This window comes from Acinetobacter higginsii (assembly GCF_000369525.1).
GTDB classification, from domain to species: Bacteria; Pseudomonadota; Gammaproteobacteria; order Pseudomonadales; family Moraxellaceae; genus Acinetobacter; species Acinetobacter higginsii.
The window spans coordinates 261,739-278,016 of the sequence record NZ_KB850073.1 but is presented as its reverse complement, the minus strand read 5'-3'; the positions used below and the strand labels follow the sequence as shown (position 1 = coordinate 278,016).

Annotated in this window: 16 protein-coding genes; 11 read left to right on the top strand and 5 right to left on the bottom strand. The window is 39.5% G+C overall.

Translation table 11 applies throughout. The features are described 5' to 3' along the window. Nucleotides 1-59: 59 nt before the first annotated feature. The 7 genes from F902_RS19760 (at nucleotide 60) to F902_RS19730 (ending at nucleotide 6,423) form a co-directional block, all read left to right on the top strand. A complete protein-coding gene (locus F902_RS19760) occupies nucleotides 60-1,058 on the top strand; it encodes a Stealth CR1 domain-containing protein (RefSeq protein ID WP_005206205.1) in 999 nt (332 codons plus the stop codon). A gap of 3 nt (nucleotides 1,059-1,061) precedes the next feature. Further along, a complete protein-coding gene (locus tag F902_RS19755; RefSeq protein WP_005206203.1) occupies nucleotides 1,062-1,820 on the top strand; it encodes a glycosyltransferase family 25 protein in 759 nt (252 codons plus the stop codon). 69 nt (nucleotides 1,821-1,889) lie between these two features. Further along, nucleotides 1,890-2,804, top strand: a complete 915-nt coding sequence (locus F902_RS19750) for a glycosyltransferase family 32 protein (protein WP_005206202.1) — start codon at nucleotides 1,890-1,892, stop codon at nucleotides 2,802-2,804. A gap of 77 nt (nucleotides 2,805-2,881) precedes the next feature. After that, complete coding sequence (locus F902_RS19745; RefSeq protein WP_005206201.1) at nucleotides 2,882-3,661, top strand: glycosyltransferase family 25 protein; 780 nt, start codon at nucleotides 2,882-2,884, stop codon at nucleotides 3,659-3,661. Nucleotides 3,662-3,673: 12 nt separating this feature from the next. Continuing rightward, nucleotides 3,674-4,438, top strand: a complete 765-nt coding sequence (locus tag F902_RS19740) for a glycosyltransferase family 25 protein (protein ID WP_026057528.1) — start codon at nucleotides 3,674-3,676, stop codon at nucleotides 4,436-4,438. A 27-nt stretch (nucleotides 4,439-4,465) separates the two neighbouring features. After that, nucleotides 4,466-5,245: a glycosyltransferase gene (locus F902_RS19735; protein WP_005206199.1), complete on the top strand. Its 780-nt coding sequence runs from the start codon at nucleotides 4,466-4,468 to the stop codon at nucleotides 5,243-5,245. Between the two features lie 20 nt (nucleotides 5,246-5,265). Beyond that, on the top strand, nucleotides 5,266-6,423 hold the full coding sequence (locus F902_RS19730) for a glycosyltransferase family 4 protein (RefSeq protein WP_005206198.1): 1,158 nt from the start codon (nucleotides 5,266-5,268) through the stop codon (nucleotides 6,421-6,423). 21 nt (nucleotides 6,424-6,444) lie between these two features. On the opposite strand, the gene F902_RS19725 is transcribed toward F902_RS19730, so the two are convergent. The 4 genes from F902_RS19725 to F902_RS19710 form a co-directional block, all read right to left on the bottom strand. Next, nucleotides 6,445-7,308, bottom strand: a complete 864-nt coding sequence (locus F902_RS19725; RefSeq protein ID WP_005206197.1) for a lysophospholipid acyltransferase family protein — start codon at nucleotides 7,306-7,308, stop codon at nucleotides 6,445-6,447. A gap of 4 nt (nucleotides 7,309-7,312) precedes the next feature. Continuing rightward, nucleotides 7,313-7,534 (bottom strand): hypothetical protein, encoded by a 222-nt coding sequence (locus F902_RS19720; RefSeq protein WP_004802750.1) that lies wholly within the window; start codon nucleotides 7,532-7,534, stop codon nucleotides 7,313-7,315. Nucleotides 7,535-7,656: 122 nt separating this feature from the next. Next, nucleotides 7,657-9,438, bottom strand: coding sequence for an aspartate--tRNA ligase (gene aspS / locus F902_RS19715; protein ID WP_004802753.1), 1,782 nt, complete (start codon nucleotides 9,436-9,438; stop codon nucleotides 7,657-7,659). Nucleotides 9,439-9,582: 144 nt separating this feature from the next. After that, complete coding sequence (locus F902_RS19710; protein ID WP_005206195.1) at nucleotides 9,583-10,353, bottom strand: DUF4184 family protein; 771 nt, start codon at nucleotides 10,351-10,353, stop codon at nucleotides 9,583-9,585. Between the two features lie 137 nt (nucleotides 10,354-10,490). Here F902_RS19710 and znuD point away from each other — a divergent pair, with 137 nt between their 5' ends. The 3 genes from znuD to F902_RS19695 all read left to right on the top strand — a co-directional run bounded on the left by znuD (nucleotide 10,491) and on the right by F902_RS19695 (nucleotide 14,974). Beyond that, nucleotides 10,491-12,569, top strand: coding sequence for a zinc piracy TonB-dependent receptor ZnuD (gene znuD / locus F902_RS19705; RefSeq protein WP_005206193.1), 2,079 nt, complete (start codon nucleotides 10,491-10,493; stop codon nucleotides 12,567-12,569). A gap of 106 nt (nucleotides 12,570-12,675) precedes the next feature. Continuing rightward, on the top strand, nucleotides 12,676-14,139 hold the full coding sequence (locus F902_RS19700) for a phospholipase D family protein (RefSeq protein WP_017402201.1): 1,464 nt from the start codon (nucleotides 12,676-12,678) through the stop codon (nucleotides 14,137-14,139). A 25-nt stretch (nucleotides 14,140-14,164) separates the two neighbouring features. Continuing rightward, nucleotides 14,165-14,974, top strand: coding sequence for a hypothetical protein (locus tag F902_RS19695; RefSeq protein WP_005206187.1), 810 nt, complete (start codon nucleotides 14,165-14,167; stop codon nucleotides 14,972-14,974). An 84-nt stretch (nucleotides 14,975-15,058) separates the two neighbouring features. On the opposite strand, the gene F902_RS19690 is transcribed toward F902_RS19695, so the two are convergent. After that, nucleotides 15,059-15,496: a hypothetical protein gene (locus F902_RS19690; protein WP_004802764.1), complete on the bottom strand. Its 438-nt coding sequence runs from the start codon at nucleotides 15,494-15,496 to the stop codon at nucleotides 15,059-15,061. Nucleotides 15,497-15,675: 179 nt separating this feature from the next. Between F902_RS19690 and F902_RS19685 the strand changes: the two genes are divergently transcribed. Next, nucleotides 15,676-16,167: an RcnB family protein gene (locus tag F902_RS19685; RefSeq protein WP_005206184.1), complete on the top strand. Its 492-nt coding sequence runs from the start codon at nucleotides 15,676-15,678 to the stop codon at nucleotides 16,165-16,167. Nucleotides 16,168-16,278: the final 111 nt, after the last annotated feature.

Genomic DNA, 16,278 nt, shown 5'->3' with positions numbered 1-16,278 from the left:
TCTAGATTAAACATGTTTGGCCGTATTTTCGGGCTTTCGGGTCGTTTAAGAGTGAATTGATGAGTGAAATGATGCAACCGGTTGATGTAGTGATTGCTTGGGTGGATGGCAATGATCCGAAGTTAAAACAGAAGCGCATGCAGTATCAGGGCAAAACACAAGCTTCTGATGCCGTCAGCGATACCCGTTTTGCCAGCAACCATGAAATTTATTATAACGTTGCATCTATTTTAAAATATGTGCCATTTTGTCGACATATCTATATTGTGACAGATGGTCAGCAACCGCAATGGATTGATGACTTTGTTCAGGATGGGATTTGTGAGGCGGGTAAAATTCGGATTGTTGATCATCGTGAAATATTTACGGGGTATGAGCAATACTTACCCACTTTCAATACACGTTCGATTGAAACCATGCTATGGAATATTCAGGGCTTATCCGATTACTTTTTCTACTTGAATGATGATTTCTTTTTTAATGCGCCAGCACAATTAGAAGATATTCTGATTGATCAGAAAATGGTGATTTACGGGCATTGGCAAAACAGTTTTGTGCTCAAGGCCAAGCTTTGGTATCGTCAGGTTTTAAATCAATATTTTTCCAAGCCGATACAACCTAAACATATGATTGCGCAAATGTTAGGTGCAGATATGCTTGGATTTAAAAAGTTTTTTGAGATTCACCATTATCCGCACGCGGTTGACCGTAAAATATTACAAGATTATTTACTTGCTCATCCTAAGTTTCTAGAAAAACAGATTCAGTATAAGTTCCGCAGTGTCGAACAAATCAATCCGATTTCATTGATGAATCATTTGAAAATTCAAAAGGATGAGGCCTTGTTAAAGCCTGACCTTGAGATTGCCTATTTGAAAAATGAAAGCAGTTTAAGCAGCTTCTTGCAAAGCTTGGGTAATGATCAGATTAAATATGGGTGTATGCAAAGTCTGGATCAATTGAGTGATGCGGCAGCGGCAGAAATTTATGCAGCTTTAAATCAAAAATTGGCAGGCTATATCCCGAAAGTTTTATTGGCTGAAACGGCCAAAGGATAAATGATGAAAGTTGAAACTTATCTAATTAACCTTGATGGCAGTGATCAGCGTCTGGTGAGTGCGACTGCACAATTACAGCAACAGGGATGGCCGTTTACCCGTTTTTCGGCCTATGATGGGCGTGGTAAGGCCTTATCAGAGTTTAAGCAATATGATGATGCCGAAGCTCAACGAATTTTAGGTCGTAGTCTGATGAATTCAGAGCTGGGATGTTATCTGAGCCATTATGGTTGTGTCGAAAAATTTCTCCAAACAGATGCCGATTATTTGGTGGTGTTGGAAGATGATATTCAGGTTTTACCGAACTTTAAAAATAATCTGCAATCACTACTGAACTATCTAGATCAACATAAAGAGTTAGACTGGTATGTGGTGAATATGGCGGCGAAAAAGAAAAAACTCGCCAAAGATATTCTACAGATGGATCAATACAACCTGTGGCATGCTTATTATTTCCCGATTCGTGGGGTTGGACTGCTTTGGTCGCGTAAAGGTGCAGAAGAGTTTGTCAAATTAGGTAAAAATATTCATGTGCCTGTCGATATCTTTTTCCAAGGCTGGCTCAGCAAGAATGGAAAAGGCCTCGGCGTTTGGCAGCCTTTTGTTAAACCTGCTGGATTGGACAGTGATATTTTGGGTACGGTTGCAACACAGGGTATTCAGCGTAAAGACTTGGAAAAGCGCGATTCGTCTCATGGTCTAAAGAAACAGAAACGAATGTGGCGTGACCGTTTTTATGCTTTTAAGCATCTTTACTTTTAACTAAATATTCTGGGCAAATCACTTGAGTAAAAAGCTGAGATGATTTGAAGATATGGTTGAGTGATCTGTATGAAAATATTTAAAAAAATATTCTATCTCTTAAAGTTCTATACGATGTATTCGAACAAAAAGAGAGGGGTTAACGAAGCCATAGACAATGAAGCAGATCTGATTGTACTTAATCCGATTGTGCAGAATGCGGTAATTCCTAAAAAAATCTGGATGTATTGGGAAGGACCACTGGCTGGATTTGTGGAAAAATGTGTTGAACAGGTTAAAAAGACCAATCCAGATTATGAGGTTCATTTTCTCACGCCAGACACAGTGAAAAACTTTTGTAATATTGATTTTGGTCGTTTCCCAAAGGCAACGCCACAACAAAAGGCCGATTTGCTCCGTTTTGAGTTGATTTATCAGCATGGAGGAATTTGGTTGGATGCAAGCATCCTTGTTTATGAAAGCTTAGACTGGATTCAGGAACTGATAGCGAAGAATCATACCAACAGCTTTGCCTATTACCGTGCCAAGAATACAACACTTAAAGATTTTCCCGTCTTAGAGAATTGGCTATTGGCCAGTGCAGAGAAAAATATTTTCTTTAAAGAATGGTTTGATGAACTGGCGAAAGCGATTGAAATGACGCCTAAAGCCTATCTGCAAAAATTGAAAGAAACAGAACCTGATTATCAGGATATGTTTCAACAGATTGGTCGTCTGGAATATCTAGTGGCCTATGTGGCCTGTCAGAAAGTGATGCGTAATCATTTGCCGAGTATGTGCTTAATTAACTGTGATCAAAATGCCTTATTTTTCCAAGTGAAGCATCAATGGGTGAAAGAAAAAGTACTGATCGATATAGCAATCAACTACCCACCTCAACAAATGCCAAGGTTGATCAAGCTTGCAGGAAAGGAAAGAAAAACCCTGAGTCATTATTATGAAAAAGGCATGTATCTAAAGGATTCTTTGTTGGACATTTCTTAACAATAGAGGAATAGAATATTGATGAAAGGGGAAGAGGAAGGCAGTAGAATATAGCTAAGATCGAAGTTTCCATTGTTATGAAAAAATTTGTTATTAGTTTATCCACCGCACATGAGCGTAGAGCGCATATTTGTAGTGAATTCGGTAAAAAAAGTATTGATTTCGAATTTTTTGATGCTTTAACACCAGAGCCTGCAGCATTATTTGCCCAAGGGCTTGGTCTAAATACTGATGAATATACACTGACAAAAGGTGAAGTGGCATGCTTTATGAGTCATGTATTTTTGTGGGAAAAAATAATTTCAGAAAATATTCCACATATGGCAATTTTCGAAGATGATATTTATTTGGGTGAAAATGTTAAAGAATTTCTCGCAGATGATGGATGGATTGAGCCTGATTGGCATTTAATTAAAATAGAGGAATTTACACCGAAGGTTGTATTGGGGACGAAACTTAAAGAATTCATGAGTCAGCCACAAAGAGCTATGTTTGATCTAAAAAGTAAGAATTTAGGTACAGCAGGTTATATTTTATCGTTGAGTGGTGCTAAGCAATTAATGAGCTATATTCAGTCGTTGGATAAGCTGATTGCCTTAGATCATTTAATGTTTGAGAGCTTGATCAAGGATCAAATTTTATCTGTCTCCCAAATGAAGCCAGCGTTGTGTATTCAAGATGTGACACTTTATTCAACCAAAGATAGTGTGAAGTTTGCAAGTCACTTATATAAAGAGCGTCAGGTTCGGATGAAATATAATAAGAAAAGTGGGGTTGATAAAATATTGCTTGAGCTTTTTAGAGTATTTCAGCAAATCAAAAATATTATTTTCCTAAAATCTGTTGGATTTAAATAAGGAAATGAAGTGGTGAAAAATTTTGTCGTGAGCTTGAAAACGGCAGTTGATCGTCGAACACATATCGAAGATCAATTTATGCAGCAAGGGATCGCTTTTAGTTTTTTTGATGCCATAGAGCCTCAACAGGTTGAAGAACTCGCAGCACGCTTGTCAGTTCGTATTCATAATTGTCATTTAAGCCAAGGTGAGTTGGGGTGTTTATTTAGTCATATTTTGCTTTGGAAAAAAGCAATTGATGAAAACATCGACTATATTGGGATCTTTGAAGATGATATTTATTTAGGGGGACAGGCCAAAGCTTTTCTTAGTGATCATGGTTGGATAAAAGCTCAATGGGATATTATCAAGATAGAGAAGAATTCAGCATTTAACTATTTATCTTTAACAGATAAGACCTCTCTGGAAAATGGCCGAATAATCTCAAGATTATTAAATCCTAATTTTGGTACAGCAGGATATATTCTTTCGAATAAAGCAGCTCAAAGCTTACTTTGCTATATACAGAATTTATCTGTGGTTGATCATGTTGATCAAATTATGTTTAAAAAGTATTTGAAATATGGCGAATATCCAGTTTATCAGGTCAATCCTGCATTATGTATTCAGGAGTATCTTTTATACCCAGATGATAAGAAATTCCAGTCTAGTTTATCTTGGAGAGATTCTTATAAAAAGAAAGAACAGAGTCCTTTAAATAAAATTAAAAGAGAACTGACAAGAGTCTTTTTACAGTTATATCGACTGCCTTTTAAAGTGAAAATTATCTTTAAGTAATTTATAGATTAGGTTAATGAGGTACTAATGGAACTTCCAACGATTCATGCTCTATGGATTGGTAATACACTAGGTAAAATATCAAGTTCTTGCCTTCAATCATTTGTTATGCGAGGACATACGGTCTTTTTGCATACCTATGGTACAGTTTCAGATGTACCTAAAGGCGTACAGTGTGTAGATGCAAATCAAATTATTCCAGCAGAGAAGATTTTTAAGCACAATCAAACAGGCAGTTATGCACTGTTTTCAGATGTGTTTAGATACGAGTTGTTAACGAAGGTTTCTGGTATTTATGTTGATTGTGATGTCTATTGTTTAAAACCAATGATAATTCCTGAGTCTCGTTATCTTTTAGGCTATGAAAGTGACAACAAGATTAATGGTGCGGTATTAGCACTGCCACAAGACAGTTCTTTATTAAAATCATTATTGGATGCAGCTTATAATCCATTTTTTGTACCACCATGGTATAAGAAGTCTCGTCAAAAACGATTGAAATTTAAAAAAATGTTGGGTATTGGGCAACACATATCAGATATGCCATGGGGGGTGATTGGCCCTGATGCAATTACTTATTTTGTCAATGCACTCCAGTTGGTTGATCAAGTCCAACCTATCGATCTTTTTTACCCTGTACATTATCAGTGTATTGGACAGTTATTGGACCCAAGGCTACAGATTGAAGATATTGTAAGCTCTAAGACAGTCTGCGTACATTTATATAATGAAATGTTGAGAAATGTCGATTTAGAAAAAATTGCCCCTGAAAGTATTTTGGCTAAAATGTTTAGAAATGAAATTTAAGTGTAGAGAAAAAATTTAAGATGAATGTGGCACATAAAAAGATCAAAATAGGTTTAATTATTGATGAGTTTTTTGGTGCAGTTGGTACCGCTTATGGTGGATATGGTTTTTTAGCTAGACGACATATTGCCAAATATCTTCCGAATGAGGATTTTCAGGTAGATGTTTTGCTCGGACGAGGAAAGCGCAGGTTTTTTGCTGAGTCATATCAAGTCGATGATGTGAATGTCTACCGTTTACCTCGTGGGAAGTGGTTTGCGAAAGAATGGTTAAAAAAACAAGATTACGATCTCTACTTAAGCATTGAACTCACATATGAATATGTTTTAAAACATGAGCCGAATCCAAACAAGAAATTAATTTTATGGGTTCAAGACCCAAGACCTCACTATGAGTGGGATGAAATTAATACCGTAAAGCTATTCCCAGAAACGTCATATTATAATCAAAAAATATATGACCTAGTTCATGAATGGTATAAACAAGACCGGGTTAAGTTCATATCACAAGGATATTTTTTAAATCAAAAAGCCAAAGATTTATATCAATTGAATGATGATGTTGATATCCAGTATCTACCAAATCCAATTGATATCGATGAAAATTTTCATTTTGATATACACCAGAAAAAAAATATGATTATTTTTTTAGGTCGAATTGAATCGGTGAAGCGAGGTTGGTTGTTTTGTGAAATTGCTAAAAAAATGCCTGAATATGAGTTTTTTGTATTAGGTCAAACCTTTAGAGAAGATGAAAAAAACTCTGAAATCATGAAAGATTATTATGCAATTGAGAATCTGCATTTTGCTGGTCATGTTGATGGGGTAGAAAAAGAGCAATATCTGAAAGATGCGAAGATATTGGTGAATACCTCCATTCATGAGGCACTTCCGATCTCATTTTTAGAGGCTCTGTCTTTTGGTACATTGCTTGTAAGTAATCGGAATCCAGAAGAATTAACCGAGAAGTTTGGTATTTATGTTGGTGATGTTTTGGGAGATGGTTTTGATAAAGTTGATCTTTTTGTCGATGCAATTCGAAACCTCATGCTTGATGATGAAAAGCGCCAGATATTAGGCAAGCAAGCGATTCAATATATTAAAGACAGACATAGTGTTGAAGGCTTTCAAGAAAATATGCGTACGACGGTGTTACAGGCTTTAAAATTAAGTGAGTAGGGGGGGGCTTACTTTTGGAGATCAAACGTAGTGATCCTGTTGACCACCTCTAAACCGTTTATAACCCCACATATATTCAGCAGGAAAGCGGTTAATCATCTGTTCAACGGCTTGATTGAGTGCTGTTGTGGCAACTTCGATATCTCGATCATATAGTTGTGTATCATTCAGGTTATCACAATACACATCAAAACCTTTACCATCTTCACGACGGAAACAACTTAAGCCGACTAAGCGGCATTGGGTTTTTTGTGCCATTTTACTGGCAAGTGTGCTTGTGAGACATGGAACTCCAAAAAAAGGAACCACAACACCACCAGACGGGTCTGGGACATGATCGGGCAAGATGACACTGAAGCCACCTTGTTTTAGGTTTTTAAACAAGGCCTTTACACCAGATGCATCAGTTGGGACTAAAGTGGCGTTAAGACGCTGACGGGCATGTAAAGCAAAAGCATTAAAGCCAGAATCTTTCATGGGTTTGTACATGATGGTTGGAATACCGTATTGATGTACCCATGCATTCATCATTTCCCATGTGCCCAGATGCGGGGTAATGATCAGTGCACCTCTTGGATCACTAAGCGCATCGGTTAATACGTCCAGATGATGTACCGTATGAATCTGTTGGATGCTCCATTCAGGTAGCATCGCCCAGCATTTACCAGATTCAATATAGCTGAGGCATTGTTTGGTGACGCTTTCTCTCGCGAGCTGTTCTTTTTGTTCTAGACTAAGTTGAGGATAGGCTAGACCTAAGTTGACTCTGGTTTTCCACAGCATACTTTTATTCGGATTTTGATTGATAAAGTATGCCGCCACTTTTGCGATACTACGCAAAAGTGCTAAAGGGAGAATACGAAGTAGGGTAGCGTAAAAAGACATGATCTTAGTCTTGTTTATCTACGTTGCCTTTAAGCACCATATAGATCAATGCGACAAAAATCAGTAGAGCACCTGCCAAGCTACTTACACAGAAGTATAAAATGCGTTGATTGGTGTCCATATTGAAGAGTTCATTTGCCAAGATGTAACGCATGAAAAACCATTGAGCAAGTGAAAATACAATAAGTACAATTGCATGTCGACGTACATCAGGACGCATTGCCATAAGACGGATCTCTCAATAAAAAGCAGCCTATTATGCCACTAGCGGACTTGTTCGCAAAGTAAAACTCGAAGATAAAAAACCCTGCATGAAGCAGGGTTTTTGTTGAAGCATAAACTTAAGGTTTATTTTTCTTCAGCTTTTGGCTTTTCACGTAAACGAATACCTAAGTCGCGCAATTGATTTGCTTCAACTGGTGCAGGTGCTTGTGTCAATGGACATTCGGCTGTCTTGGTTTTCGGGAATGCAATTACATCACGAATTGAAGACGCACCGGTCATGAGCATGATCAAACGGTCAAGACCAAATGCCAAACCACCGTGTGGAGGCGCGCCATAACGTAATGCATTCAATAAGAAGCTGAATTTCTCTTCTGCTTCTTCTTCACCAATACCTAAAGCTTCAAAAATTGCTTTTTGCATTTCTAAAGTATAGATACGAAGTGAACCACCACCGATTTCAGTACCGTTCAGTACCATATCGTAGGCAACAGAAAGTGCTTCACCTGGATTGCTCTTCACTTCTTCAACACTTGATTTTGGCAGCGTGAATGGGTGGTGAACAGAAGTCCATTTGCCATCGTCAGTTTCTTCAAACATTGGGAAGTCAACCACCCAAAGCGGTGCCCACTCGCACGTCGTCAGCTTCAAGTCATGACCGATCTTGACACGAAGTGCGCCCATCGCATCATTTACAACTTTAGCTTTATCCGCACCAAAGAACACGATGTCGCCATTTTCAGCGCCAACACGTTTTAATAGATCAAGCACGATTGGCTCGATAAATTTAACGATTGGAGATTGAAGACCTTCAATACCTTTTTCAAGTTCGTTGACTTTGATGTAAGCCAAACCTTTTGCACCGTAGATACCAACGAATTTAGTGTATTCGTCGATCGCACTACGCGGCAATGAACCAGCACCAGGAACACGTAAAGCAACGATACGGCCTTTAGGATCTTTTGCAGGGCCAGCGAAGACTTTGAACTCTACGTCTTGCATCAAGTCTGCAACGTCAACCAGTTTCAATGGAATACGCATATCTGGCTTGTCAGATGCATAGTCACGCATTGCGTCGGCATAGGTCATACGTTCAAATTTATCGAATTTTACATTCAATAATTCATTGAACATTTTAACCGTTAAGCCTTCCATTAAATCCATGATGTCATCGTCACTCATGAACGATGTTTCAACGTCGATTTGGGTAAATTCAGGCTGACGATCTGCACGTAAATCTTCGTCACGGAAACATTTCGCAATTTGGTAATAACGGTCGATACCACCCACCATCAACAACTGTTTGAACAATTGTGGTGATTGTGGAAGTGCGTAGAAGCTACCATTTGAAACACGGCTTGGCACTAAATAGTCACGTGCACCTTCTGGTGTCGCACGTGTCAAAATTGGTGTTTCAACATCTAAGAAACCATGATCTTCAAAATAGTTACGGATCAAGTTGGTCACTTTAGAACGGAAACGCAAGCGCTCTAACATTTCAGGACGACGGATGTCCAAGAAACGGTATTTTAAACGAATTTCTTCTGAAATATTGGTGTTTTCGTCATTCAATGGGAATGGCGGAGTATCAGAAGCTGCAAGAACTTCGATGTCTTTACCTAAAACTTCAATCTGACCACTCACCATGTTGGCATTTTCAGTACCTTCATAGCGACGACGAACACGACCTGTAATTTTTAATACAAATTCTGAACGTGCTTTATCTGCTGTTGCGAATGCTTCAGGCGTATCTGGATCGATCACCACCTGTACGAGACCATCACGGTCACGCATATCAAGGAAAATTACACCGCCATGGTCACGGCGACGATGAACCCATCCACATAAAGTAACTGTTTGATCGATTTGGGCTTCAGTTAAAGAGCCACAGTAATGAGTGCGCATCATATTGAATTATGTATCCAAACTATATTGGCTGTAGACGGTGAATGCGTAAACAGCGCACCACCAATGAAGGGGAGATTATGCCTTGTTGAACGTTTAGTCTCAAGTCTTAATGTTTTCAAGCGAATTTTAAACAGACGCTTTTTGTTAAAATGATTTTAGACGCTCTGTTCGATCCAAAAATAAGAATAATAGACAAGCCATGCTAAAGACAGTTAGGCCAGCTTGGGTAAATTCATTAATCGATTTGCCAATAAAAAAATAGCGTTCACTGTTCCAAAGATCAGAGCTGATATGACGGCTATAGTCTAAAACTGAGAACAGTCCATATAAGATGGAGAAGATGGCACTGATGAGTGCAAATCCTTTGAGTCTAGCTGGGACGGGATCGGGATGTTGATGGGTCTTATAATAATGCCAGCACATTCTTATGAGGAACGGCAAAACAATAATGGATGACCCGATCTGTAATATAAAATGTAATGGATAACTAAAACCCAACAGTGAAATGTTCTGAGCCAGAATCCCTTTAAAAGCAAACGTTCGAAAATCAAGATGGGTGAGTCCATCCCAGATTAAGTGCGTGCTGATCCCGACTATAAGTGCTAGACAACTGAGAAAGCTGAAAGAAATAAAATCATCCAGTGAGTGAATATTTAAAGGATGTTGGATTTCAAGACAGCGATAGCTTACAGGGCGATAGATTAAATACCACAAGAGGCAAAAGAATATTCCAATTGGTAGATTCGGAAATAAGATACCTGACCATTGGTGTGTTAAAACGATATTTTCTTGGGTAAATAATCGATAAAGATCGGGTGCCATGCATCCAATCGCCAATGCTGCGACAGGCAAATGACCCTGACTTAATTTAGATAAAGGTGGGGCAAGGACTGCATGAGAAAGTGTAAAAGGCATATCGTTGAAAAACGACCATTCATTGAATCATGGAGAAGCAGTGTAGCAAATGTTCATTGTTGCACTGTTTTTTATTGCAAAATAAACGAAATGTTATAATATAACAAAAACAACGATCGACTGATTCGAGACCCGATATGTCATTTCCACAGAATATTTTGACCTTATCTATTTTAGCTGTTGTATCTGTATCTACTTTTGCAGCAGAAAATGAGCAAGTGACAAGCTTAGAGACAATACGAATAAAAGCACATCCATTAGAGCAAACATCGAAAGACTTTGCGGTTGCCGATACCGTCGTAGATCAAAAACGCTTGCAACAGGGCGCTGTCACCATTGGTGAGGCATTGAGCAGTGAACCTGGGATCTATTCCAATCAATTTGGTGCGGGCTCAAGCCGCCCTGTGATCCGTGGTCAAGATGGCCCACGGGTAAAAGTTTTGCAAAACTCCTCTGAAAATATTGATGTATCGACGCTATCTCCTGACCATGCAGTGACTGTAGATCCTGCATTAGCGCAACAGGTTGAAGTGATTCGTGGACCATCGACTTTGTTGTTTGGTGCAGGAACAGTGGGTGGTTTGGTGAATGTGACGGATAGCAAGATTCCAACCAAAATGCCTGAAAATGGTTATGAGGGAAATGTGGGCTTACGTTACAACACTGGCAGTGATGAAAAACTGGCAACGGCTGGTGTAACAGTTGCTTTGGGTGATCAAGTGGCCTTACGAGTTGAAGGCTTAAATCGTGAAGCCAATGACTATATCGCGCCGAACTATGTGCACGAAGGTGAGAAAGAGCGTCGTGTCGGTAATACCTTTGCCAAAGGTGAAACGGTGAATGTCGGTTTGTCTTGGATTTATGATCGCGGTTTTACGGGAATTTCATATAGCAATCGCCAAGATAAGTATGGTCTACCTGGACATAGCCATGAATATGAGAGCTGTAGTGCTCATCTTTCAGGACGTCCTCATTTACATTGTGGCGACCATGATCACGAAGATGGCGATGATCATGACCATGGTCATGACGATCACGACCACGATCATGCACATGAGGCAGGCCCTTGGATTGATCTGAAATCTGAGCGTTATGATGTCCGTACTGAATTGAATGATCCGTTTGCAGGTTTTAAAAAGTTACGTGCTCAGGCCAGCTATACTGATTATAAACACGATGAAATTGAAGAAGACACCATCGCGACTCGCTTTAAAAATAAGGGTTATGATGGCCGTTTAGAATTGGTACATAACCCAATTGGGCCATGGGAAGGGGTAATTGGAACCCAATATGGTCAACAAAAACTGGAACTCACCGGTGAAGAAGCATTCTTGGCACCCAATACCACGAAGAAGTGGAGCATCTTTGGTTTAGAGCATGCACAATTTAATGATGTCCATGTTGAGCTGGCAGCACGCGCAGAAAAACAAAAAATTGATATTGATGACTCAAGCAAAAAAGATTTCGACGGTTCAGCCTTTTCTGTTTCTGGCGCTGCCAACTGGGAGTTTGCGCCCAACTACAAACTCTCTTTGGTGACTTCACATCAAGAACGTTTACCTTTAGCGCAAGAGCTCTATGCCAATGGTGGACATTTTGCGACCAATACCTATGAACTAGGTAATGATCAATTGAAGAAAGAAAAATCCAATAATGTGGAACTCGGTTTCCATTATGACAATAACAAGTTTGATTACCATGTGCATGTCTATCACAACTGGTTTGATGACTATATCTACGCTCAAACTTTAGACCGTTATAAAGATTTTCGCTTGGTGCAATATACCCAAGATCAGGCGCGTTTCTATGGTGCAGAGGCAGAAGCGGGTTATCAGATCTCGGATATGTACAAAGTCGGTGTGTTTGGTGACTATGTGCGTGGCAAAATCGACAATGAAAATGCGCCACGTGTTCCAGCAGGTCGTTTAGGGACTAAAGTGAATGCTGATTTTGGCGATGGCTTTAGCGGTTCAGCTGAATACTATCATGTATTCCAACAAGACAAGATTGCGGCTTATGAAAATGATACGCAAAGCTATAACATGCTGAATTTAGGTGTGGCATACACAGGTAAATATAGTAAAGTTACAGATTATCGTGTTTATCTGAATGCCAATAATTTGCTCGATGATCAGGTGTACCAACATGCATCGTTCTTATCAACGATTCCACAAGTGGGACGTAATTTCACGGTTGGAGTGAATTTTAACTTCTAAGTGAAAATTTAATTTTTGATTTTTTAAATGATCACCAAATTAGCATTGAAAAATCAAAGCATAAGCTCTAGCCTTAACTCATTAGGCTAGGGCTTTTTTTGTTTATATGCGTATCTTCCAACGAATCCATCGAAAATTAAACTGGTCAGGTCGACGTTACATGGCAGTCATATTGTGTATTTTTGCGATTGGATACATTGCTTCGGCAATCTATCACACCGTAAAACCACTCCCAAAGGGATTGGATTTTACTGGGCAATTACGTCATGCCAATGTGAAATTCTTAGCCGATCAGACTTATATCGATGCGCAAGGTCAGCAACAAGTAGATCAGCATATTTTCAAAGAAGTGTTTCAGTTGATTGATCAGGCACAGACTACCATTGTGCTGGATATGTTCCTGTTTAATCAGGAAGTGGGTAAGTCGACAGTCAAACAGTTTCCTTTAATGCAAGAGCTCACCGATGCCTTAATCGTGAAGCGTCGTTTGCATCCAAATGTTGAAGTTGTAGTGATTACCGATCCGATTAATTCGGTTTATGGTGGGTTAACGCCAAAGCATTATCTACAACTACGCCAAGCAGGTGTGGATGTCATCGAAACTGATTTAAAGCCATTGCGTGCTTCGAATCCATTGTGGTCAGGTTTTTGGTATATCTGTTGTCAGAACTTGGGCAATAATCCTGAAGGTGGCTGGTTAAGTAGCCCATTTGGCAATGATAAAATTACTCTGCGTAGTTATCTGGAATTGTTTAATTTCAAAGCCAATCATCGTAAAACCTTGGTGGTTGATACGGTTGACGGATGGAAAAGCTTAGTAACTTCGGCCAATCCACATGATGGTAGTTCACATCATAGCAATGTGGCCTTGGTGGTGGATGGGCCAACCGCGATTGATGTCTTGCAAACTGAACAAACTGTGGCCAATATGTCCAAAGGTTCGAGCCCATTTGTGATTATGGGCGGACTCGCCGAAGATAAAACATTGCCACAAGTGCAAGTGCTGACTGAAAAAGCAATTTATGATGCTGTCTTAAAAATGATTCAGACTGCGAAAAGTAAAGAGCATTTAGATATGGCGATGTTCTATTTATCAGAACGTAATATCATTGATGCACTCAAGCAGGCACAGCAACGTGGTGTCAACATTCGTATTATGCTTGACCCGAATAAAGATGCGTTTGGTCGTCAAAAGAATGGTATTCCCAATCGCCAAGTGGCTTCAGAACTGAATGCAGTTGGTATTCCAATCCGTTGGTGTGATACCCGTGGCGAACAATGTCATAGCAAAATGCTGCTTAAATCAAACGCCCAGCAAGCGGAGATCATTCTCGGTTCAGCTAACTTAACTGCACGTAATCTAAAAAATTATAATCTTGAAACCGACATGCGCGTGATTGGTGCAGCACAAGCGCCTGTGTTTAAAGATGCGGGACAGTATTTTGATGCAGCATGGACCAACGCCAATGCACGTCAAATCACGGTGGATTATGCAAAATATGCTGATGAGTCAAAAGTAAAATACTGGATCTATCGTTTTATGGAATGGTCGGGTTTATCCACTTTTTAATTCAGCATAACGAGGGTTCTACGCAATGGCGAAAATTAAACTGAATATCAGACAGGATGAGCAGATTGATTTAGAGGTACATCAATTTAATCATTATGCAGATATCGTTGAAATTCAAAGTTGGGCAGAACTCTTAGAATGTTATCGCTCCCTTAAACAAGATGTTTATCCTAAAAAAGTGTTTCTAGTTTTAGATGACGCCGCACAAGCAAAATATACCTCGATGCATGCGGTCGAGGATGACCGTCTGTATGTCGATTTTAGTGACGACCTCAAGGGAATTGAAGTCAATGATCCACGGTGGGAGCAAACTTATCAAAATGTGTGTGTTCCAAAGCAATTGCAGCATTATCTTCAACAGTTGAATGATCCCGCACAGCAGCAGCGTTTTGAAAGCCTAGCTGAAAAAATGCAGCATTATGATGAAAATGACTTAGAAGCACTGCTTTATTTCAATCAACATCTATTGATTTCATTAGACAGTGTTATCGCAGTTAAAGTGGCTGATATTGAAACCGAAGCATTAAAACTGGCGATGCTACCAAATGGCTATTTTTCTTGTGATTTTGATCCCTTCGAGAATTATGCGCTGATTCAGAAAATGCAGCACTATGGCTTCGAATTTATCGGACTTGGAGCAGCCTTATTGGGATGGACTAAAACCCCAGATTTTAAAGCTGAAAAGATGAATGATTTAATTCAGGATTTGGCTTTGATTTATCCTTTAGATTTTGCTCATCAAAAGGCAATGAAAGACCTGATTTTAAAAAATGATTATCTGATTTTACCTTATTCAGAATCCCCACAAGAATATTTGGGTTATGACTTATCGTGATTCATAACGAGAGTTCAACAAGCTGAATGTGGATGTTTATTTGCGATTCAGCTTGTTGAAAGACCTACATCCTCAAGAAAAAAATTAAGGGCTTGGAGGAATCAATTGATCTAAATCCTTATCAGCCATTTGCTCGAGTTCACTTAAATCGGTTTTGATTTTCCACTGACTTTCATCATCCACAGGATTCGGTAAGCGTGCTTCTAGCCAGTCACAGACCACATCTGGAGTGAATTCTGGATGATTGCACTGAATGACCCAAGCCAAAAAATCTTTGGCTTCACCGTTCATATAGGGTGGTGGAGACACTGGGAAGAACTGAGTCGGTAAACGCTCATTGGTGGATAAATAATTGAGTACATGTCCAAGTTCTTGAACGGTTTGCCATGCCAACGGATGTTCAACATCAATATTAAATTTAAACCACCATGCGTGTTGACCATCTGCGCCATGTGCAACAATACGCGCTTCTTGCACGCTTGGCACTTTACAGAAGAATTGATAGAGACGATCAAAATTCATTTCAGCCACTGATGTTGCCTTAAAACCAAAAATGTGATTTTAGCATATCTCGGCGGAGCTGTAGCTCGCTGCTGTTTATCTTGGGAATTCAACAGCTAATCTGAAAAAATATTATTACAACAGTTATGCTTATTTTTTATTCTAAAATAGACAGATACTCTGCTTTTAGGGAGATCAAGATGAAGCAATTTCAACCTTATATTTATGGCTTGGCAGCTGTATTGAGCTATCTCCCAGTGATGAGCTATGCCGACAATGCTTGGAGTGGCTATAGTGGGGTAGAACGCCGCTCCTCTCATCAGACGACTCCTGCCTATCAGCCGCCAGCACAAGATCCATTTGCTTTTTCGAATCAGCGTTATACACCGACAGCGCCACCGAAAGGTTACTACTATCAACCCAATCAAAATAACTATTATCCTCATCCGAATCATCGATCGGGTGTCCGTGTCGAATATTATCCAGATACGCAATATGACCGCAGCTATCGCCGTGAGTCTTTTGTGGTGGGCAATGAATTACCGGGTGAGTTCCGCAGTGAGCGTTATGTGGTTCGGGACTGGGATTATTATTCCTTACGTGAACCCCCACGTGGCAGACATTGGGTCGTCGTGGATGGACGTTATCTTTTAGTGACTGATGATAATTTTACCATTGAGATTATTCGCTGATTTTTGATGGTTTTCTAAAATTTAATCTCTCGAGGATTCTCCATAATTTCTCGCTATTCATTACAAAGCTTTGCAATGTTGCGAGTTTTATTCATGCTTTCTCCTTGAGTT

What these genes read in the sequence shown, in the direction of transcription:
- F902_RS19760 (WP_005206205.1), top strand. Translation starts at nt 60, where the DNA reads ATGAGTGAAATGATGCAACCGGTTGATGTAGTGATTGCTTGGGTGGAT.
- F902_RS19755 (WP_005206203.1), top strand. Translation starts at nt 1,062, where the DNA reads ATGAAAGTTGAAACTTATCTAATTAACCTTGATGGCAGTGATCAGCGT.
- F902_RS19750 (WP_005206202.1), top strand. Translation starts at nt 1,890, where the DNA reads ATGAAAATATTTAAAAAAATATTCTATCTCTTAAAGTTCTATACGATG.
- F902_RS19745 (WP_005206201.1), top strand. Translation starts at nt 2,882, where the DNA reads ATGAAAAAATTTGTTATTAGTTTATCCACCGCACATGAGCGTAGAGCG.
- F902_RS19735 (WP_005206199.1), top strand. Translation starts at nt 4,466, where the DNA reads ATGGAACTTCCAACGATTCATGCTCTATGGATTGGTAATACACTAGGT.
- F902_RS19730 (WP_005206198.1), top strand. Translation starts at nt 5,266, where the DNA reads ATGAATGTGGCACATAAAAAGATCAAAATAGGTTTAATTATTGATGAG.
- F902_RS19725 (WP_005206197.1), bottom strand. Translation starts at nt 7,308, where the DNA reads ATGTCTTTTTACGCTACCCTACTTCGTATTCTCCCTTTAGCACTTTTG.
- F902_RS19720 (WP_004802750.1), bottom strand. Translation starts at nt 7,534, where the DNA reads ATGGCAATGCGTCCTGATGTACGTCGACATGCAATTGTACTTATTGTA.
- aspS (WP_004802753.1), bottom strand. Translation starts at nt 9,438, where the DNA reads ATGATGCGCACTCATTACTGTGGCTCTTTAACTGAAGCCCAAATCGAT.
- F902_RS19710 (WP_005206195.1), bottom strand. Translation starts at nt 10,353, where the DNA reads ATGCCTTTTACACTTTCTCATGCAGTCCTTGCCCCACCTTTATCTAAA.
- znuD (WP_005206193.1), top strand. Translation starts at nt 10,491, where the DNA reads ATGTCATTTCCACAGAATATTTTGACCTTATCTATTTTAGCTGTTGTA.
- F902_RS19700 (WP_017402201.1), top strand. Translation starts at nt 12,676, where the DNA reads ATGCGTATCTTCCAACGAATCCATCGAAAATTAAACTGGTCAGGTCGA.
- F902_RS19695 (WP_005206187.1), top strand. Translation starts at nt 14,165, where the DNA reads ATGGCGAAAATTAAACTGAATATCAGACAGGATGAGCAGATTGATTTA.
- F902_RS19690 (WP_004802764.1), bottom strand. Translation starts at nt 15,496, where the DNA reads ATGAATTTTGATCGTCTCTATCAATTCTTCTGTAAAGTGCCAAGCGTG.
- F902_RS19685 (WP_005206184.1), top strand. Translation starts at nt 15,676, where the DNA reads ATGAAGCAATTTCAACCTTATATTTATGGCTTGGCAGCTGTATTGAGC.